The sequence below is a fragment of the Robertkochia solimangrovi genome (assembly GCF_007279655.1).
GTDB classification, from domain to species: domain Bacteria; phylum Bacteroidota; class Bacteroidia; order Flavobacteriales; family Flavobacteriaceae; genus Robertkochia; species Robertkochia solimangrovi.
In genome coordinates this window covers 392,138-412,743 of the sequence record NZ_QKWN01000001.1, presented here as the reverse complement: position 1 = coordinate 412,743, position 20,606 = coordinate 392,138, and the positions used below count along the sequence as shown (strand labels likewise).

At 33.9% G+C, this 20,606-nt stretch carries 19 protein-coding genes; 16 read left to right on the top strand and 3 right to left on the bottom strand.

Features of this window, described 5'->3' with window-relative positions:
* Nucleotides 1-10: 10 nt before the first annotated feature.
* The 13 genes from cysN (at nucleotide 11) to purD (ending at nucleotide 15,775) form a co-directional block, all read left to right on the top strand.
* On the top strand, nucleotides 11-1,267 hold the full coding sequence (gene cysN, locus DMZ48_RS01800) for a sulfate adenylyltransferase subunit CysN (RefSeq protein WP_143953387.1): 1,257 nt from the start codon (nucleotides 11-13) through the stop codon (nucleotides 1,265-1,267).
* Nucleotides 1,268-1,497: 230 nt separating this feature from the next.
* Nucleotides 1,498-3,024 (top strand): oligosaccharide flippase family protein, encoded by a 1,527-nt coding sequence (locus DMZ48_RS01795; protein ID WP_143953386.1) that lies wholly within the window; start codon nucleotides 1,498-1,500, stop codon nucleotides 3,022-3,024.
* A complete protein-coding gene (locus tag DMZ48_RS01790; RefSeq protein WP_143953385.1) occupies nucleotides 3,021-4,058 on the top strand; it encodes a nitroreductase family protein in 1,038 nt (345 codons plus the stop codon). Before DMZ48_RS01795 ends, DMZ48_RS01790 begins: the two co-directional genes overlap by 4 nt.
* A 2-nt stretch (nucleotides 4,059-4,060) precedes the next feature.
* Complete coding sequence (locus tag DMZ48_RS01785) at nucleotides 4,061-5,194, top strand: polysaccharide pyruvyl transferase family protein (protein WP_143953384.1); 1,134 nt, start codon at nucleotides 4,061-4,063, stop codon at nucleotides 5,192-5,194.
* A gap of 42 nt (nucleotides 5,195-5,236) precedes the next feature.
* Nucleotides 5,237-6,271, top strand: a complete 1,035-nt coding sequence (locus tag DMZ48_RS01780; protein ID WP_143953383.1) for a glycosyltransferase — start codon at nucleotides 5,237-5,239, stop codon at nucleotides 6,269-6,271.
* Nucleotides 6,268-7,374: a GumK N-terminal domain-containing glycosyltransferase gene (locus tag DMZ48_RS01775; RefSeq protein WP_143953382.1), complete on the top strand. Its 1,107-nt coding sequence runs from the start codon at nucleotides 6,268-6,270 to the stop codon at nucleotides 7,372-7,374. The genes DMZ48_RS01780 and DMZ48_RS01775 overlap by 4 nt, the downstream gene beginning before the upstream one ends.
* 12 nt (nucleotides 7,375-7,386) lie before the next feature.
* On the top strand, nucleotides 7,387-8,544 hold the full coding sequence (locus DMZ48_RS01770) for a hypothetical protein (RefSeq protein WP_143953381.1): 1,158 nt from the start codon (nucleotides 7,387-7,389) through the stop codon (nucleotides 8,542-8,544).
* Entirely contained in the window at nucleotides 8,532-9,602 is a 1,071-nt protein-coding gene (locus tag DMZ48_RS01765; RefSeq protein WP_143953380.1) for a glycosyltransferase family 4 protein, read from the top strand. Before DMZ48_RS01770 ends, DMZ48_RS01765 begins: the two co-directional genes overlap by 13 nt.
* Entirely contained in the window at nucleotides 9,592-10,809 is a 1,218-nt protein-coding gene (locus DMZ48_RS01760) for an O-antigen ligase family protein (RefSeq protein WP_143953379.1), read from the top strand. Before DMZ48_RS01765 ends, DMZ48_RS01760 begins: the two co-directional genes overlap by 11 nt.
* Nucleotides 10,810-11,814 carry an NAD-dependent epimerase/dehydratase family protein gene (locus tag DMZ48_RS01755; protein WP_143953378.1) on the top strand — a complete coding sequence of 335 codons (1,005 nt, stop codon included), beginning with the start codon at nucleotides 10,810-10,812 and terminating at the stop codon, nucleotides 11,812-11,814.
* A gap of 4 nt (nucleotides 11,815-11,818) precedes the next feature.
* Nucleotides 11,819-12,952 carry a glycosyltransferase gene (locus DMZ48_RS01750; RefSeq protein WP_143953377.1) on the top strand — a complete coding sequence of 378 codons (1,134 nt, stop codon included), beginning with the start codon at nucleotides 11,819-11,821 and terminating at the stop codon, nucleotides 12,950-12,952.
* A gap of 14 nt (nucleotides 12,953-12,966) precedes the next feature.
* A complete protein-coding gene (locus tag DMZ48_RS01745; protein WP_143953376.1) occupies nucleotides 12,967-14,319 on the top strand; it encodes an exopolysaccharide biosynthesis polyprenyl glycosylphosphotransferase in 1,353 nt (450 codons plus the stop codon).
* A gap of 184 nt (nucleotides 14,320-14,503) precedes the next feature.
* Nucleotides 14,504-15,775 carry a phosphoribosylamine--glycine ligase gene (gene purD / locus DMZ48_RS01740; RefSeq protein WP_143953375.1) on the top strand — a complete coding sequence of 424 codons (1,272 nt, stop codon included), beginning with the start codon at nucleotides 14,504-14,506 and terminating at the stop codon, nucleotides 15,773-15,775.
* 120 nt (nucleotides 15,776-15,895) lie between these two features.
* On the opposite strand, the gene DMZ48_RS01735 is transcribed toward purD, so the two are convergent.
* A complete protein-coding gene (locus DMZ48_RS01735; RefSeq protein ID WP_277872827.1) occupies nucleotides 15,896-16,834 on the bottom strand; it encodes a DUF6427 family protein in 939 nt (312 codons plus the stop codon).
* A gap of 48 nt (nucleotides 16,835-16,882) precedes the next feature.
* On the opposite strand from DMZ48_RS01735, the gene DMZ48_RS01730 reads away from it, so the two are divergent.
* A complete protein-coding gene (locus DMZ48_RS01730) occupies nucleotides 16,883-17,104 on the top strand; it encodes a DUF6341 family protein (RefSeq protein ID WP_143953373.1) in 222 nt (73 codons plus the stop codon).
* A 298-nt stretch (nucleotides 17,105-17,402) separates the two neighbouring features.
* Here the strand turns inward: DMZ48_RS01730 and mce are convergent, their stop codons facing one another.
* Entirely contained in the window at nucleotides 17,403-17,840 is a 438-nt protein-coding gene (gene mce / locus DMZ48_RS01725; RefSeq protein WP_143953372.1) for a methylmalonyl-CoA epimerase, read from the bottom strand.
* Nucleotides 17,841-17,987: 147 nt separating this feature from the next.
* Here mce and DMZ48_RS01720 point away from each other — a divergent pair, with 147 nt between their 5' ends.
* Together DMZ48_RS01720 and DMZ48_RS01715 are read left to right on the top strand one after the other, a co-directional pair.
* Nucleotides 17,988-18,596: a DUF4254 domain-containing protein gene (locus DMZ48_RS01720; RefSeq protein ID WP_143953371.1), complete on the top strand. Its 609-nt coding sequence runs from the start codon at nucleotides 17,988-17,990 to the stop codon at nucleotides 18,594-18,596.
* 54 nt (nucleotides 18,597-18,650) lie between these two features.
* On the top strand, nucleotides 18,651-19,388 hold the full coding sequence (locus DMZ48_RS01715) for a glycosyltransferase (RefSeq protein ID WP_143953370.1): 738 nt from the start codon (nucleotides 18,651-18,653) through the stop codon (nucleotides 19,386-19,388).
* Between the two features lie 156 nt (nucleotides 19,389-19,544).
* Here DMZ48_RS01715 and DMZ48_RS01710 read toward each other — a convergent pair whose 3' ends face one another.
* Entirely contained in the window at nucleotides 19,545-20,597 is a 1,053-nt protein-coding gene (locus DMZ48_RS01710) for a ferredoxin--NADP reductase (protein WP_143953369.1), read from the bottom strand.
* Nucleotides 20,598-20,606 lie beyond the last annotated feature (9 nt).

The window sequence follows — 20,606 nt, the reverse complement described above, 5'->3', positions numbered from 1 at the left end:
GCATAAAGCAATGACAATTGATAACAACCAATTATTACGGTTCACAACAGCAGGAAGTGTAGATGACGGTAAAAGTACCTTGATCGGTAGATTATTATATGATTCCAAGTCTATTTTTGAAGATCAGATCGAGGCTGTTGAGAACACCAGTAAGAAGAAGGGGCATGAAGGCGTTGACCTTGCGTTATTTACGGATGGTTTACGAGATGAACGTGAACAAGGGATAACTATCGACGTTGCCTATCGATATTTTACTACTCCAAAAAGAAAATTTATCATTGCGGATACTCCCGGACATATTCAGTATACCAGAAATATGGTAACCGGTGCATCTACTGCGAATGCAGCTATTATTTTAGTGGACGCACGTCATGGAGTCATCGAACAGACCAAGAGACATGCATTTATAGCCTCTTTACTGCAGATACCTCATATTATTGTGTGTATTAATAAAATGGACCTTGTAGAGTTTAATGAAGACGCTTATAATAAGGTGATTGGGCAATTTGAAGAATTCTCCTCCAAATTGTTAGTGAAGGATATTCGTTTTATTCCGATCAGTGCTCTTTTAGGAGACAATGTGGTGAATCGCTCAGAAAATATGAACTGGTACCAGGGTGCACCTTTACTGGCAACTTTGGAAACGCTTCACATCAGTAGTGATACGAATAAAGTGGATGCAAGATTCCCGGTACAAACGGTCCTCAGACCCCAAAGTGAAGGGTTTATAGACTATAGGGGTTATGCCGGTAGAATTGCCAGCGGGGTTTTCAGAAAAGGAGATGAAATTTCCGTTTTACCATCAGGATTTACTTCAAAAATCAAATCGATCGATACCTTTGACACCGAATTGGAAGAAGCTTTTGCTCCGATGTCGGTTTCCATTACCCTAGAAGATGATATTGATATTAGCAGAGGAGATATGATCGTAAGATCGAATAATAAGCCAGAAGCTTTACAGGACATCGAGGTAATGCTTTGCTGGTTGAATAATAGTCCGGCTAAGCCGAGAGCAAAATATGCGATCAGGCATACTTCAAATGAGCAGACGGCGATGATCAAAGAGATCATATATAAGATCGATATAAACACGTTGGAGCGAAATGCAGAGGATAAGGAAATAGCGATGAATGATATTTGCAAAGTAAAGATCCGTACTACGAAGCCAATCATGATCGATTCTTATAGAGATAACCGGGCAACCGGAAGTATCATTTTAGTGGATGAATCTACGAATGAGACTGTTGCGGCTGGGATGGTTGTGTAGCATCATTGTTTTTTAAGATAAATCCAACTCATAATAGGGTTGGATTTTTTTATGGAATAAAAGGAAGACATTACAGTAATGTGATTTATTTAAATTTTAAATTTTTAAATTTGTCCGCTTACCATAATAAAGTCAACTTTCTCCCTCATACAATTTGAATTCAAAAGAAATTCTTTATTAGGTTAATTGTGCATTAAATTGATTAATTATAATTTCTATTCTGAAAGTTCATGGATGCCGCAAATAGGGTAGCATTAAATACTTTTATTCTATACGGTAGGATGTTACTCACAATGGGAATATCTTTATATTCAACGCGTTTAGTGTTGAATGCATTGGGGAGTACAGATTACGGTATATATAATTTGGTTGCGGGAGTAATTGTTATGCTGACATTTTTAAATTCCGCTATGGCCACCAGTACTCAGCGTTATTTATCTTTTCATCAAACGCATAGTGAAATTGGAAAGCTTCGTCAGGTATTTACAAATAGTTTTTTTTTACATATTCTGATTGGAGTTATTCTTGTGCTCTTTCTCGAACTGGGGGGGCTTTTTCTTTTTAACGGTTTTTTAAATATACCCGAAAATCGAATATCCAGTGCCCGGATAATATATCATTATATGGCTGTTACGGTTTTCTTTACTGTGATTTCAGTACCTTTTCAGGGATTGTTAATCGCTCATGAAAACATGTTCTGGGTTGCTATTATAAATATTACAGAATCAATATTAAAATTGATTATTGCCCTTTCATTATTTTGGGTTGTAGCAGATAAATTAGTTGTTTTTGGAATACTTACCGCAAGTGTAATAATCATAAGCTTGCTCTTGAATATGATCTATTGTCTTCGGAAGTATCCTGAATGTACATTTTCGGGAGTCTTTAAGCCTCAAAAAATGATGATTAAGGAACTTGGTAAGTTTGCAGGTTGGAATATGTTTGGTGCTCTTTGTGGTTTAAGTAGAGTAGAAGGAACCACTATTTTATTAAATTTATTTTTTGGAGCTGTCATCAATGCCGCATATGCAATAGCAAATCAAGTGGGCACCCAATTATTATTTTTTTCTCAAACAATGCTAAGAGCTTTAAACCCACAGATAATGAAAAGCGAAGGTATTGGTGATAGAGAAAGGACGTTACGCCTGTCTATGATGGCAAGTAAGTTTGGATTTTTTTTGATATCTATTTTTGCGATTCCTGTGATATTTCAGATGACATCAATTCTACATTTTTGGTTGAAGGAGGTTCCTCCATATACTGTAATTTTTTGTCAATTGGTTCTAATAGGAGCAATGACAAATCAACTTACAATTGGCTTACAATCTGCAATACAGGCAAGTGGTGATATAAAGTTTTATCAATTAATTGTTGGGGGTACTATTTTGTTGAATTTACCTTTATCTTATATTTTACTTAGATATCTTAAACAGGACGCTTATATAATATTAGCGGTCTACATTAGTATTGAATTAGTTGCTTGTACTTTTAGATTGATAATTTTGAATAAAAAAATGGGATTATCTATTATAGAATATTGCAGTAAAGTATTTTTAAAAGAATCTAAACCAGTTTTTTTATCATTAGCACTTAATTACTTAATGCTTATTAACTTTAATTTCTCCTATGCGTTTTTACTTTCATGTGGAATATCTTTTGTTTTTTATGTGTTTTTAATTTGGGTATTTGGTTTAGAAAAATTCGAAAAGGATTTGATTTTAAATGGATTTAATAAGTTGAAGAATAAAATATTATGAAAATTAAAGAGTCTATAAAGAACATTCTTCCAACTTCCTGGGTGGTGAGATTGAAGCAAATGAAAGACTATAGTCTGCATAAAAGAATAGTTAATGAAGGTTTTGCCTATGACAAGAAAAAGTTTGAAAAAAATTCAGCCAGTTTCAATTTGAATACAAATGAAAAACTTAAATCGTTTTTAATAAAAGAATATCATGCGATTGAGAAAGGATTGGCATTACAGAGACCTAAAGTTGGTTTTGGTCAGGAAAGAATTAAAAATCTTATTGAATATCTATCATATTATATAGACGAATACGGGGTAGATGATGTCATTGTAGTGACTAAGAATGTTCTATTGGAATATAAGAGTTTTGATGAAGCATATAATAAAGATAAAAATGAATTGATTCCTTTAATTGATGACATTCTTAAGAAGATTACAGATCATAATTTAAAGGATATTCGAATAGGAGGAGGTACTAAGAAAATCAAAAAAAGTGATGTTTTCAATTCAATTTCGAATATAGATTTCGACACATTTTTTAAGACAAGATATAGTGTGAGGGATTTTAGTGATGAACCTGTTAATGTTGATGTTCTTTTGGAGGCAATAGATACTGCAAAATATGTCCCTTCAGTCTGTAACCGTCAACCTTGGAAAGCCTATGTAATAAGACCTGAAAATACAGAATTAAAGAGTAAACTTCTTTCTGTTCAGAATGGTAATAAGGGTTTCGGCGACTCAATCAGTTCATTGATTGTTGTAACGGGTAAACTTTCACATTTCTTTGCCTATGAACGAAATCAAGTTTTTATTGATGGGGGAATGTTTGCAATGTCAATTGTATTAGCGTTGCATAGTAAGGGGTTTGGCACATGCTGTTTAAATCTTAGTTATACAGCTGAGATGAATAGAAAATTTGATGAAATAATGAATTTTGATAAAGATACAGTTCCAATTATGTATATAGCGGTAGGAAATCTAAAACAGGATTTTAAGGTCGCAATTTCAAATAGAAAACTTTTAAATGAAATTGTCAAAGTTTATTAACTATGAAGATCGGTATTTTAACATTTTGGGAGTCCAAGAATAATTATGGTCAAATTTTACAATTATATGCCTTACAGTGTATTTTACAAAGATTAGGTCATGATCCCTTTGTAATTAAATATCACAGGGTTCCAGTGGCAGAAAATAGAACGCTTATGGATCGACTTAGGAATGTTAATATCCTAGATTCTATTAAATATCGATTCGCAGGTAATGACAGGAATAAGGCAGCATTATTGGATGAAAGGAGGTCATTTTTTGATTTCAAAAACGAAAATTTAATTTTTGGTAAATCAGAATATTTCCATGTGGAGGAATTAAAACAAAATCCACCACAAGCAGATGGTTATATCGTAGGAAGTGATCAAGTTTGGAATCACACTTTTTCTTCACCTGTTAATGCATTTTTATTGGGATTTGGCTCTGACAAAATTAAACGTATTTCATATGCGGCAAGTTTTGGAATAAATGAACAGGATTCAGTTACTCAGGAACTGTTTAAGATTCATCTGAGTAAATTTAATGCTATAAGTGTTAGAGAAAAGAGCGGTACTGATATAGTTGGTAATATCGGACTGAATTCTGATTGGGTTATCGATCCTACAATGTTATTTAATAGATTGGAATGGGTTGATCTTCTGAAATTAAATACTATAGGAGAAAATCCATTAGATAAAAAGAATCAAATTTTTCTATATACACTTGGAAATAGCAAAATAGTTGATAGAAATAAATTTGTGCATTATGCAAAAAATCTCAAAGGGTTTTCTCTGATACATGCAGCTGCGAATGACGATTTATCTGGATCATCTTACCCGACTATTGAGCAATGGGTATATTACATAAGTACTTCCGCTCTTGTGATTACAACATCATTTCACGGTATGCTTTTCTGTATTTTAAATAATACAAATTTTGTAATTCTTCCTAATACAGGGCATGCCCAAGGAATGAACGAGCGTATTACAAGTATGCTAGGAATTTTGAATCTTGAAGACCATTTGATGTCCCAATTTAATACTGGTCAAATGAATTCTATTCTAAATAAAAATATAGACTGGAATCATATTAATGAGAAATTAGATCGATTCAGAGCTTCTTCAATGGATTTTTTAATTAAAAATCTAAATTCGTAAAGCACTTAAATATTTTATAAGTACAATCGCTTCTTGTTTAGAATGAAAATAGCCTTTACCCCATATATTAATACTGAGAATCAGTATATTCATATTATACGTAATTTACTTCAAGAAATTGAAGGAGTTGAAGTGGTGCCATTTTCAATTAAAAGTGTTTTACTTTTAAAATCTTCGGTATGGCGGAGTCAATTTATTTGGCTGAATTGGTATGAAAGCGTGACTAATGAGTTCATGGCTATAGTAAGACTGATCGTCTTGCCTATCATGAAAATTTTCGGCAAGAGAATAATCTACGTATTACATAATAAAAGGACACATAAGCCAGGGTTCAATTTTTTTTCAGCATTGTTGCAAAAAGTTACAATTCATTTTTCTGATGTTATAATCGTTCATAGTAAAATTTCAGAAGAAGAGATACCTATTAAGAAGCGATCAAAAATCAAATACATACCACACCCCAATTATTGTGGTATATACGGCTCTATTATACCAAAACCAAAATTTAATGATGATAAATTAAGATTGTTATTTTTTGGACAGCTTAAACCTTATAAGAATATAGAGTTACTAATAGATGTTGTCAATGAACTGGAAAATTCTGATATAGAATTAACTATTATGGGTAAACCCGAAAGTAATGATTACAAAAATAAATTGAAGAACTATATTAAAAATGATAAAATTAATTTCATTTTCGAATTTATAGAAGACAAGAGAATTGGTGAAACTCTTTCTCAATATGATCTTGTAGTTTTACCATATAATTTAGAAAGTAGTTTGAATTCTGGCACGGTTATATTAGCATTTTCTTATGCAATATCTGTAATTTGTCCGAATATCGGTACAATTAATGATTTAGAAGAAACTTCGTTTTTGACATATACCTATACTAATAGATCAGAGCATTTAGGGAATTTAAAAGAGACAATTCTAGCTGCTACTAATTTAAAAAGATCACATAACAGGATCTTTGAGGAATGGGGAGAAGCAATGAATATTTATGTTTCTAAAAAACATTCCCATGTGGAGATATGTGATAAATTGGAAGAAATAATAAATAGTAAGCAATCTTGAGCACTCAAAAAATCGTTTTAATATCCGGACATTATTATTTATCAAAAAGAAAAGCAGGGTTTCATATGCTAGCTAAAGCTTATCAGGAACGAGGCTTTGAAGTTTTATTCCTAACGGCTCCATATAGCTGGTTATTCAGTCTTAAAAAACATCATTTCAATGACATGGACATTGAAACAAATCATATTACTAAGATAAATGAACGTTTAAAAATTTACGTTCATGCTACACCCTTTCATATTTTTAGTCTAAAGAATAAATGTCTCAACAAATTAACGAAATACTTATATAAAGTATATCAGATTTTTTCACTTAAAGGAGCTAAGGATTTTATCCGCAATGCAGATCAAATAATATTTGAATCAACTCCTGGGTTATTTCTCTTTGATCAGGTCAAAAAACTTAATCCCAATGCCAGGTATGTTTATCGTGTTTCAGATGATCTGGAATTAGTACAGGCGCACCCTTCACTGTTAATATATGAGCGTACGATATTAAATAGATTTGATCTGGTTTCAACCGCGAGCACTTATGTCTTGAATAAGTTACGATCGAAAACAGTTGATGCTAATATTAAATTGCATTATCATGGGTTAGACAAATCACTCTTTGACCAGGAATTTCATAATCCCTACACTGGAAGTGAAATGAATGCACTTTTTATTGGAGTGGCAAATTTGGATTATGAGTTTTTAAAAATAGCTTCTGAGATCAGGAAAGACATTAAGTTTCATATTATTGGTCCATTAGAAAAGAAAATCACATCGGATAATATTATATATTATGGCGAAATGCCTTTTAAAGATACAATACCCTTTATAAAATTTGCAGATATAGCTTTACATACGATTGTATATTATCCAGGGGCAGAGTCATTAAGTGAAAGCAGTTTAAAATCTATACAATATAGTTATTGCCAACTTCCAATTATTGCACCGGCATTTTTAAAAAATACAAATAAGAAATTATTTATTTATTCTTCTTATAAAAATATTGAATCAGCTTTGAATGCTGCATTATCAAGTAATTTGAATGTATTTAAGATATATGAACCCGCCATTTACTCATGGATGGAACTGTCGCAAATGTTGGATGTAGATTAAATATATAATAGTATGAACTCTAATACTAAATCACTTTTCAGGCCCCATAATATTATATACTTTACGACTCTATTGAGTTTTGGGTTCTGGTTATTTCCGGATTTTGGGATATTCAGAAAGGGCTTTAGTGAAGGTTTTTCTATATTTTCTAAAGGATTTTTTATAGCGGTTTTATGGTATATGTCTGCCTTGCTGTTTGCATTAATTGGGTTTACCTTAGGAATTCAAATAAAGATTAAAAATAAAGCTATAGATAGATTCGTAAATTTTGAAAATAAGACACCTTATCACATCATTACTTTGTTAACGTTTTTTGGTTTGATTTTCACTTGTTTAAAGATTTATGAATCACTAGGTCGTGATCTAGTAAACATTTTTACTTTAATTATTACCGGATATGCAAATCAATTAAAGTATGCATTATATGAGAACTACAAACCAGGAATTTTAAGTTTAAGATATGTAGCGATACTCAGCTGCACTGTAGCATTAGTTAGAAGAATTATTCTTAAGAAAAAGTCCAGATTGGATTTTTTTAATTTCCTTTCATTGTTAGTAATAGCAATAATTTCAAGCAGGCTTTCTATTATAATTACTTTTATAAGTTTTGCTGTTATTTACGTTAACTATAATGGATTTAAAATTGGATTTAAGCGAGGTATTTTAATCGCAATTCTTGGATTTCATTTACTTGCACTACTTAACTATACCAGAAATAGTAATTTTTATAAAGATATGGGGCTTGGCTTTTATGGAGCCGGCATTTCAGAAATTATCACCTATTTAGGAGCTCCTTTCCAAGGAGCTGTAGCTGTAGGTAATAATACCGATCTTATTAGGAAGCAGCCAGCTAATAGAATGTTATATGCACATATTGAGGAGTCATTGACTACCAATTCTTCATTTTTAGAACTATTTATACTTTACGACTGGTATTGTTTTTTATATATGGCAATTTCGTTATTGATACTTTCATTTTTAGCGGGAGTCTTTTCTAAAAATGAATCTAATTATCTATTTCTTTTATATACGGTTCTACTTTATGGCTTTGCAGAATTTTGGCGATTATTCTGGTTTGGAAATGGTATAGTTTTCACACTTATAATAGCTGTTTTACTCACAATTATTTTAACTATTTTATTAAGATCATTACCAATATGGAAAAAATAGTTATCGATGCACGAATGATAAATAATTCCGGAATAGGAGTCTATATCAGAAGTTTAGTAAGAAGATTTTCCAAAAGTGACAAGTTGGTAATTCATTTATTAGTTTATAATAATGACGTAGGTTGCTTAGGTGATATGTTTCATTATATTCCGATTAAATCTAAGATATATTCCATTGGTGAAATAGCTGAATTACCTTTAAAAATACCAAAATGTGATGTTTTTTGGACTCCACATTTCAATATTCCTATTTTACCGATTAGTGCAAAAAGAAGAATTGTTACCATTCATGATGTATACCATTTAAGATTTGCAGATGAATTGAGTTGGATTAAAAAATGGTATGCTAAGTTATTTTACAATTTAGCCATAAGGTTAAGTGATACTATAATTACGGTTTCAGAATTTTCCAAATCAGAAATAAATTCTTTAATAATTCATGATAAAGACATCAATGTAATTCATAATGGATTTGAAACTTTAGAAAGTGGCGAAATTATAGAAGATAAAGTGTATTTAGAAAAGTATTTACTCTATGTTGGAAATATTAAGCCGCATAAAAATTTAGAAGTTCTGATAGAAGGATTTAAATTATTTAAAGAGAATTTCGGAAAATATGAAGACCTATCCTTGAAAATAATCGGAAGGGATGATAATGATGAATATTCACAATATATAAAGAAGTCTATTAGCTCAAATAATGATATTGAAATGATTGGCTATGTTTCTAATGAGAGGCTAGTCCAACTTTATAAAGGTGCTACCATTTTTATATTACCGTCAAAGTATGAAGGTTTCGGTATACCTATACTTGAAGCTTTTTCATATCAAATACCTGTAATTTCCTCCAATGCTGCATCACTTCCCGAGGTTGGGGGGAATGCAGTACTTTACTTTAAATCAGATTCACCCGAAAATTTAGCGGGACAATTATTAAAGTTGGTTTCTAATAACAAACTACAGTATAAACTAGTGAATCTTGGGGTTGAACGAATGAAACTTTTTTCGTGGAAAACTTCTTTTGAACTTCATAAAGCATTGATTGTAAATGAGAAATGACATCTTTTCAAAACAAAAATTAATTGGAGTTATATATCTGTTAAGTATATTAAGTATATCTTCTGTTCTTTTTTCATTTGCTATATCAAGTATATTAGAAATATTCTTGTTGATACTATTTGTTTTTTATGGAATTAAATATGGATTGACATTTTCTAAGGATAGATTTAAGTATTTTATTTTCCTACAACTTCCCTTTATTGCATGTTTATTAAGTCTGATATATACGGATGATTTTTATAGTACTTTTAAGGTTCTTTCAAAAGAAGTTAATGTTGTTCTTTTTTCCACCACAATTTTTTTTGTAGAACCCTTGGATAAAAAAGGAAGAAAACAATTAGAAATTCTTTTCACTATAATCGTTTTAATCAGTTATATAGTTTCATGGATCAAAGGAATTACTTTGTATTTGCAATCAGGCAGGTTCCTATATTTTGGTGATTTGGAAAGCATCACTTTGATACAACATAATTATTTAGGCTTGTATGGTATAATGGCGTGTGTGCTTCTTATCAAAAATTTGTGGAATTATAATTTTTACCAGAAATCTTTTGTTTTTATTGGCTGCATTATAGTCATTCCATTTATTATTTTCATTTCATCCAGAACAAATATTATTCTGGCGTTTATTCTTATCTCATTACTTGTAGCAAATAGAATAATAAAAAATGGTTTTCAGTTTAAAACCTTGTTAGGGACATTTTTAGTTTTTCTAATAGCTGGCATTTTGTTATTGAATTCTGAATCTACGATTTATAGATTCAAACGGATTCTGGATGATAAAAATAATCCTAGAAGTCTAATATGGAAATGCAGTTTGGACTTAATTCGTAATAATTCAGAACTGTTAACTGGAGTTGGCGCAGGTAATACACAAGCCATGTTAGATGATTGTGTCTCTAAAAATAGTAATCGAAAGGATTGGCTAAATTTGCATACGCATAATCAATATTTATCCTATTTATTTAGATATGGATACTTACAAACCATCATGATATTTCTAGGGTTTATGCTGATTTTTAATCGAGCTATACAACAAAAAAACATTTTATTATTTGTGGTATGTTTATCAATCCTCATAATAGGAATGACTGAGAACTACATGGATAGAAGATATGGGCAGATGTTTTATGCAATCTTTATGAGTATGTACTTAATATGTGGGATTGATAATAAGAAGAATAAAGCTTTTAAATTTATTAATTAGATGATAAAATACGGCATCATATTTGGCGGATCGGGATACATTGGTACATTCTTAAAAAATAGACTCATCGAAGAAAAATACTTCGATAAAATAATTATATGTGATATAAGGGATTCATATTTAATATTTGGTAATGAATTCAATGATAATCCTTTAGTAAGTGATAAAAAGGTTGACGTAAGAAATTCAATTAATTTGGAAATAGAAAATCCGGATATTGAAAATAGTTGGGTCTTTAATTTGGCAGCCATACATCGTGAACCCGGCCATGAATATAATGAGTACTTCGATACTAATATATCAGGGGCCGAAAATGTTAATGAATATCTGAGAAGATCGGAAATTAAAAACCTATTTTTTACAAGCAGTATTGCTCCCTATGGTAAATCACTTAAGCAAAGCTCTGAAAAGTCCTACTTATATCCTGAGACAGCCTATGGGGTTTCCAAAGCCTTGGCTGAACGTATTCATAGAGAATGGTTACACGAAGATAGTTCTCGACGTTTGATTATTGTTCGTCCAAGCGTTATTTTTGGCCCTAAGGACCCAGGGAATGTATTCAGAATGATTAAATCATTGCGTAAAGGGTCATTTATATTGCCAAATGGGGGTAATATTATTAAAGGTTACGGATATATCTTTGGCTTAATAGACAGCATAATTTTTACTATGAACCGGAAAGATCCATTAATAGTTTATAATTATGCAGAAAATCCACTTGTTTCACTTAAAGAAATGGTGGAGATTGTAAAAGATGAGTTAAGTATAAAAAAGCCTACTCTAAAACTACCCGTATGGTTTTTAAGTATTTTAGCAGGCTTTATTAGTAATGGATATAAGATAGTAGGTAAGAAGACAGATTTACATCCGGTTCGTGTAAGAAAGGCTGGATTTCCTACCAATATAAAACCCCAGTTCCTCATAGATAATGGTTTTGAATTTAAGTTTGAATTTAGAGCAGCTTTGAGGCATTGGAAAAAGGTTTGTCCTGAAGACTTTAATTGAATTGATGAAAGTAGCGATCATACATTATTGGTTTGTAACCAGACGTGGGGGAGAAAAGGTAGTAGAAAAAATCTTGGAAATCTTTCCAGATGCTGATATCTATACCTTATTTTATGATAGAAAAACCTATGGAGACTTTTTGGATGACAATAAAGTTTATGTTTCAAATCTTGGAAAAATTGGATTCTTTCGAAAACACTATCAAAAGATATTTCCCCTTTATCCTTTAGGGATAAAATCACTTAAATTAAAAGATAATTATGATTTAATAATCTCTTCTGAATCTGGACCAGCTAAGGGTATAAGTAAACCAGAAGGAACACCACATATTTGTTATATCCATAGTCCTATGAGATATTGTTGGGGATATACGAGCGAATATGTAAAAAGTCTACCAGCTATTTTAAGACTATTGGCAAAGTTCTTTTTTGAAAGACTACGAATTTGGGATGAAAGTACAATTGATAATGTTGATTTATATATTGCAAATTCAGAGAATGTTCAAGATCGTGTCAAAAGATTTTATAAAAAGGAAGCATGCGTTATTCACCCTCCTATACATCTTAAATTATTTGAAAATGAAGTCAAATCTAATTTTGGAGAGTATTTTCTTAGTTTCGGTGCTATAACTCCCTATAAAAGAATAGATCTTTTAGTAGATGCATTCAATGAAAACGGAAAAAAATTGGTTATTATAGGAGATGGCTCAGAAAAACAGAAATTAGAATATAAATCGAAATCGAATATAGAATTTACCGGAACTTTAGATTGGTCTGATATTGAAAAACATATCTATAGAGCTAAAGCACTGATATTTCCGGGAGAAGAGGATTTTGGAATGATTCCTCTAGAAGTCATGGCTTATGGATTACCTGTTTTGGCATTTGGTCAAGGGGGAGCATTGGAGACGGTAATTGAGAATCTTCAAAATGTAGGAGAGTCTTCAGGATTATTTTTTTATGAGCAAACGGTCAATTCAATTAATTCCACTATAGATCTTTTTGAAAAGATTAGTGACCAAATTGATCCTGATTGGATAAGGAGGCATTCAAGAAAATTCGGTGAAGATGTTTTTGATAGGAAAATGAGAAATGAAATTAATGCATTTATTTCTAGGGAATTTAATGCGGATTATTAGATGTAAATTTGATTATGTTTAGCAAACAAGGCCGATATTCCGGATTTTTAAAACCACTTTCGTATTTCATAGATCTTACTGTGATCTTATTGTTGGCATATATATTGCCAATTCGATTGTATAATCCGATCTTGTTCTTTTCCTATTTGTTTATAGGGTGGATCATAATCTCTGTTCGTAATAGCTTTTATGACGTAGAGCGCTACACGAAGATTCCATCGGTGTTGTCACTTATATTTCGTCAGTTTGTTTTCTTTTTCCTCATACTTTACGCGTTTATAGGGTTCTTTAAGGAGAATATGATAAGCCGAATTCTACTAGGTCAATACTTCATTCTGTGTTTTCTTCTAGTATCTTTTTTTAAGCTTCTAGTTTATGTTCTTCTTCAGCGGTATCGTGAAGTGATTGGGGGAAATCGCAGGACAACTGTAGTGATCGGAGAGAATAAGAAAACAGACCAGTTAATCCAGATCTTTCAGGAACGTCTGGAATTTGGGTATGTATTTAAAAAACGGTTTTCCGTTAATGAACCGGGATTTTCATTGGAAAGGTGCTTTGAATATATCATTGGAAATAACATTGATGAGATCTATTGCTCAGTTGCTGAACTTAGGAATAGGCAATTAGAAGAGATTATTGCTTTCGCAGACAATAATCTCAAAGTGGTTAAATTCATCCCTGATAATAAATTTATTTATAACAAACGACTTAAGTTCGAGTATTATGATTATCTCCCGGTACTCTCCCTTAGAGATATTCCATTAGAGAATTCCTTTAATTATGTAATGAAAAGGGCATTCGATTTTTTCTTTTCCCTGACTGTCGTCGTATTTTTACTTTCCTGGTTAACTCCATTGGTTGCTTTGTTGATAAGACTGGAGTCAAAAGGTCCTATATTTTTCAGACAGTATCGAAACGGCATTAATTCTAAGGAGTTTGCGTGTCTTAAATTCAGATCGATGGCGGTTAATACTGATTCAGATCAAAAACAGGCTACTAAAGGAGATATGCGTGTAACCCGTATCGGAAAGTTTATCCGTAAAACCAGTATCGATGAATTGCCACAGTTTTATAATGTGCTATTTGGCCAGATGTCGGTGGTGGGTCCAAGGCCACATATGGTTTTACACACCAATAAATACAGTCATATGGTGGATAAATATATGGTTCGGCATTTTGTGAAACCCGGAATAACAGGGTTAGCACAGGTGAGAGGTTATAGAGGGGAAGTTGAAAATGATACGGATATAATCAATCGTGTTAAATTTGATATTTTTTATATCGAGAACTGGTCAATGGCTCTTGATTTTAAGATTATCATTCAGACCATCCTCAATGTCTTCAAAGGAGAAGATAAAGCATACTAAACACATATCTGCTTTTAGTGTATTTAATAAATTGCTTTCTTTTGGAGGAGGTTTAGACTTGCCTTTCTGATTGAATCACTTATTGCTTCATTACAGCGGTTCGTAAGTTATAGTCGGAAGGTGACCAATAGGCATAAATCCATATCTTTGCATTTTAATATTAGAATCTTATAATTTTTCAATCATGAACATCCTTATCCTCGGCTCCGGAGGCCGTGAACATACCCTGACCTGGAAGATTGCACAATCCCCTCAAACCGAGAAATTATTTGTTGCTCCCGGAAATGCAGGAACTCATGAGATCGCTGTAAATGTACCGATCGCTGCTGATGATTTCGAAGCCGTAAAAAAGCTGGTTATTGATGAAGAGATAGACCTCGTGGTTGTTGGTCCGGAGGATCCGTTGGTGAAAGGTATTCATGATTTCTTTTTACAGGATGAAGCCTTACGGGCAATTCCTGTAATCGGACCGCAAAAAGCCGGGGCTATTCTTGAAGGTAGCAAGCAATTCGCGAAGGAATTTATGCTACGCCATAATATCCCTACTGCGGCATATGAATGTTTTACCGAAAAAAGCCTGGAGGCCGGATATGCATTTCTTGAAAAATTAAGCCCACCTTATGTGCTCAAAGCAGATGGACTTGCGGCTGGAAAAGGGGTACTGATACTCTCAGACCTGAACGAAGCTAAAAATGAGCTTAAAAGTATGCTTGTTGACGCTAAATTCGGTAACGCTAGTACCAAGGTGGTGATCGAAGAGTTTCTAAGTGGTATTGAACTCAGTGTTTTTGTTCTTACCGACGGTAAGAACTATGTCACTCTGCCAACCGCTAAAGACTATAAGCGAATAGGGGAAGGAGATACCGGATTAAATACCGGAGGTATGGGGGCAATTTCGCCGGTGCCTTTTGCTGATGAAATATTCATGCAGAAAGTTGAAGAGCGAATTATAAAACCAACCATCGACGGTTTTAGCAAAGATGGTATCCCTTACAAAGGCTTTGTTTTTATCGGACTTATAAAAGTTGGAGAAGAGCCGTATGTGATCGAATACAATGTTCGAATGGGCGACCCCGAAACTGAAGTTGTGATCCCCCGTATTAAAACTGATATGGTAGATCTTCTGAAAGCAACGGCAACAGGTACGCTTGACAAAGTATCGCTGGAAATCGATGATCGAACTGCCACAACAGTAATGACCGTATCTGGCGGGTATCCCGAAGCCTATGAGAAAGGGAAGGTGATAAGTGGTATCGATGCAATTGCGGATTCTATAGTATTCCATGCTGGAACTACCTTTAAGGACGGACAGGTGGTTACCTCAGGAGGACGCGTGATCGCTGTGACTTCTTATGGAGAGGATTTTAAAGAAGCACTTCAGAAATCGTATGAAAGCGTATCTAAAATGGATTTTGAAGGGATGTATTACAGAAAGGATCTGGGATTCGATTTATAAATAAAAATCTGCCTGGCCACTAGAATGCGATAACCCAGTCTGCCGGCCAGGCGGACTCCTTTGTTTGTATAGATCAAGTGATGCAATGATTTTTACGTACTTGTGATGTTTTAAAAGTTACTAATCTCTTAGGATTCCCAAGATCAGAACAGTTAACGGAATTGAGATATAGAGCCATAGATAAAGTTCTTTAAGCCAGTATCGTTTTACGGTTTCGAGGTATTTTACCATAAGTAGCGTCAAAGGAAAACCCAGAAATATGAGTTCGGTACTGCCATTGCGTTCATCAAGCATTCCGACCGTCAGCGCTATTCCCATATATACAAGAAGCAGAAAAACAGGCACACTCGATTTATAGGCTACCCTACTTATATTCGCTACGTAAATTACTGTGGAGATAAATCCGAACCCAAGCATGAACAACAGCGGAATGAAAAATCTGGCGTTGCGATATTTGTTGATATGTAATTCCGGCCTGTATTCTATTGCGGTTTGTATAACACTTAGATCTTTAAAATACATCAAATAAGTAATTGTCAATAGCCCCGTAAAGAGTACTGCAACAAAAGGGATCAGGATGTTTTTCAGGTCATTGGAACCGTAAAGAAAGATCCCTGTAAAAACTAATATAAAGAATAAGGCAGCCCATGGATAAAATAAAGTAGCTATACAAACCCATATCGATGCATCTAAGATCTTTAGCTTGACCTGATGTCCTGAACGCATATTGACAATTCTTCGAAAAGCAAACAAAATGAAAAGATTCGAAAATAACATGTTCGAATCATTGAATACTCCCGGAAACATACACAGGAATAATATGAAAAACAGGCTTAAATAAGAGTTATTACCCGTGAATTGATTTTTTTTATTGATGAAGCCTACGACCAACATCGTGAAATATGTCAGAATTACCATCCCTAAATATGAAGGCAATCTGCTGACATTAAAGCCGATATGCTCATCACTTAGGTAGTATGCCAAAACAAAAATGAATAGGGTTATCCCAAGTATTATTAAATTTATTGGTTTTGAACGTCCAAAAATGCTTGTAATCATGTTGGGTTTTTGTATTTTTGCCAGGTAAATTTAATATATCTTTTACTCATGAGTGATTTTTTCTACGGTATCCAGCACTTATTTGAAGATTATTTATTCCAACCGATGAATGCCTTGCGTTTTATGGATAGTTGGTGGGCTGCTAGTACCATTAGCTGGATCTTTATGGCAATCGGATTTGCCGCTTTTATTTACTGGATGTTGCAATTGAAAAGTTTCAATGATAACAACGAAGAAAGAAAAGATGTTTCTGCTCATTCCTATATTTAAGAAAATATTTTAACTATACCATAAAAGCCTCCGTATTTCGGGGGCTTTTTATTTTACCATATCCTTAGAAAACAGGAAACGGAAAACAGTTTACAGCTTCACCATGTAACAAGTAACCGAAGTCAAATTATGAGCTATGTGTTGTAAGCAATGAACGCTATTACCCTGTAACTTTGTAACTCCGCAACAGGTCACTAAACAGAAAACAGTTCACTGCATTACTGTTTACTCTTTCACAACGTAACAAGTAACCTTATAACTAAATCAATTGAGCATTTAAAATTGAGAATTGATTTTTTTATCTATTGTCACCAGTATCACTAATGTCACTATCACCCCGTCTCTCCTGGCAAAGTTCTATGAGAACCCCGTTGGTCGATCTTGGATGAAGAAAAACAACCCACTTATTGTCGGCTCCTGCTTTTGGTGTTTCATTGATGATCTCAAACCCCGCTTCTTGAAGTCGTTTAACTTCACTTCTTATATCCGTTACCTCATAGGCGATGTGATGAATACCTTCACCTTTTCTGGCGATAAATTTAGCGATAGGGCTATCGGGATTAGTGGCTTCCAGTAATTCGATTTTACTTTGACCTATTTCAAAGAAGGAAGTTTTTACACCTTCTGAAATAACTTCCTCCTCTTTATAGGGTGCTATGTTTAAGAGTGCGCTGTATACTTTATTGCTTTCTTCCAGATTCTTTACGGCAATTCCGATATGTTCAATCTTATTCATCTTATTTTACTTTCGCTAAAAATAATGTTTTTAGTATTTAATTTCTTGCATAGAGCACTATTGTTCCTAATATCACTGATGATGCTTCTATCACTGAGCCGGTAATGGCTCTAAAATTGTATATTTGCAATTCTAAAAGAAAATGGAATGAGTTTTAGTGATTTTGCATTTGAAATCTTCGAAAAAAGTATCAGTAATTACCATATAAAAGACGATGTCTATCAGGAGTTGGTCAATCCCTTCGCGGATAAGGATATTTCGCATCTTTTGTATCATAAAAACTGGATCGATACAGTGCAGTGGCATTATGAAGACATCATCAGAGATCCTAAAATTGAACCGGTTGCAGCACTTGAATTGAAAAGAAAGATCGATGCTTCCAATCAGGAACGTACCGATATGGTGGAATACCTCGACAGCTATTTTCTGGATAAATATAAATCAGTGGTTCCATCAGCAAATGCTACTATCAATACAGAAAGTCCGGCCTGGGCGATCGATCGTCTTTCCATACTTGCATTGAAGATCTATCATATGAAAGAGGAGGCAGCGCGTAAAGATGCCAGTGATGCACACCGCGCTAAATGCCAGGAAAAGCTAAATGTTTTGCTGGAACAACGGGTGGACCTCTCTACAGCCATCGATCAGTTGTTAAATGATATTGAATCAGGAAGTAAGTATATGAAAGTATACAAGCAAATGAAGATGTATAACGATGAGGAGCTGAATCCTGTTTTATACCAAAAGAAAAGCTAAAGGTTTATTTTTCAATGATTATAATTCACCATTTATAATCTATAATTAAGATTTATGTCCAAACACAAGAACATCCATATATTCTGCATGAAATGGGGGACCCTGTATGATGCAACCTATGTTAACAGACTTTACTCCATGGTTAAACGCAATTTGTCGTTACCCTTCACCATGGTTTGTTTTACGGATGATGAGACAGGTATAGAAGATCAGATCAAATGTTTCCCGATTCCTGAGATTGACATACCCGGAAATCTTCCAGAGCGTATGTGGAAGAAGTTGACTACCTTGAAGGAAGATCTTTATGGATTGGAAGGAACCGCATTATTCCTTGATCTTGATATAGTGATCGTAGATAATATTGATTGTTTTTTTGAAGATGATGCTCCGTTCAGGATCATCAAGGATTATACATGGAAATCCTGGAGAATCACCGGTAATTCATCGGTATATCGATTCGAAATAGGAAAGCACGGTTATGTTTTCGATTACTTCGTGGAAAACTTCGAAAATATTAGAAAGCAACACCGCAATGAACAGGAATATCTTACCTGGGCGGTAAATGAAAAGGGATATTTGAACTACTGGCCAAAAGAATGGTGTCCGAGTTTCAAATATGACTGTGTTTCCAGATTTCCGATCGCTTTCTGGAAAACTCCAAAGATTACAAAAGGCGCCAAAATAATCATTTTCCATGGTGAGATCAACCCTCATAAAGCTATTGAAGGCGGAAGAGGTAAATGGTATCGATATGTTCGTCCGGCGAAATGGGTGGCGGATTATTGGAAATAATATTGCTTCGGAAATGCGATGAAAATTTGGAATTAACCGATGTTGATCTCCTTTGCATAGATGGCTCAGGTGTTTTGCAAGTTTAGGTATTTCGAAGACTCAATGCATCGAAAGATATGAAAAGAGGATGCTTTCACATCCTCTTAAATTTTCTTTTTAAACATCGTCGTAATCTATGGAGATCGATTCGGTAAGTGGGTGTGACTGACAGGTAAGAATAAGTCCTTCATCCAGTTCACTGTCGGTCAGTATCTGATTTTTAACCATTTCAACTTTACCTTCTGTAAGTCTTGCGATACAGCTGCTGCAGATACCTCCCTGACAGGAATATGGGGCATCGATATCTTCAGCGAGCACAGCATCAAGTACCCGTTGTTTGCGATCCATCACAAATTCTGATTCTTCATCATCCACGATTACTTTTACCCGGGTTTTGCCTGCTGCAATTGAGTCAGAAATGTCTGCTCCGTCATCATCACTGGTAAAAAGTTCAGTTTTGATGGTGTCCTCTGAAACTCCGTTTTCCTGCAGGGTTGTTGAGATGGTTTCAACCATGGCTTCAGGACCACAGAGATAAAAACATTTGAAGTTTGCTTCTTTGAATTTATTCTTTATGATGAAGTTGACCGTCGATCTTTCAATTCTGCCAAAGATACTGTCTTCCTCCTGAGTGCGGCTGTATATGAACTGAACATATAACCTGTCAGGATAGGTGCTGATCAGTTCAAGAATTTCCTTGTGGAACATGGTTTCCGAGATCGATTTATTTCCGAAGACCAGTAGGAAATTATGATCGGTTTCTTCCAAAACGGTCTTCATGATGCTCATGATCGGTGTGATACCACTTCCGGCCGCGAAAGCAGCAATATAAGAGGAGTCACCTTTAGCGGGTTCAAAAGTGAATTTACCTTCCGGGCTGTGTACTTCCAGAATATCTCCTTCCTTCAATTCGCTATTAGCAAATTCTGAAAAGGTGCCTTCAGGCATTCTTTTGATTCCAACTTCCAATTCACCGGAAGAAGGAGTCGTGCAAATTGAATAAGAACGGCGGATCTCTTTACCGTTGAACTCTTTCTTTATAGTAATATATTGTCCTGCTTTAAATAAAAAATCACTGCCTGATACGGCATCCAGATCAAAGTTCAGCGCTACGGCATTCGGCGTTAGTCGCCTCAGTTCCTTTACCTTTAAAGGGTGAAAATGGGTCATAATAAATTT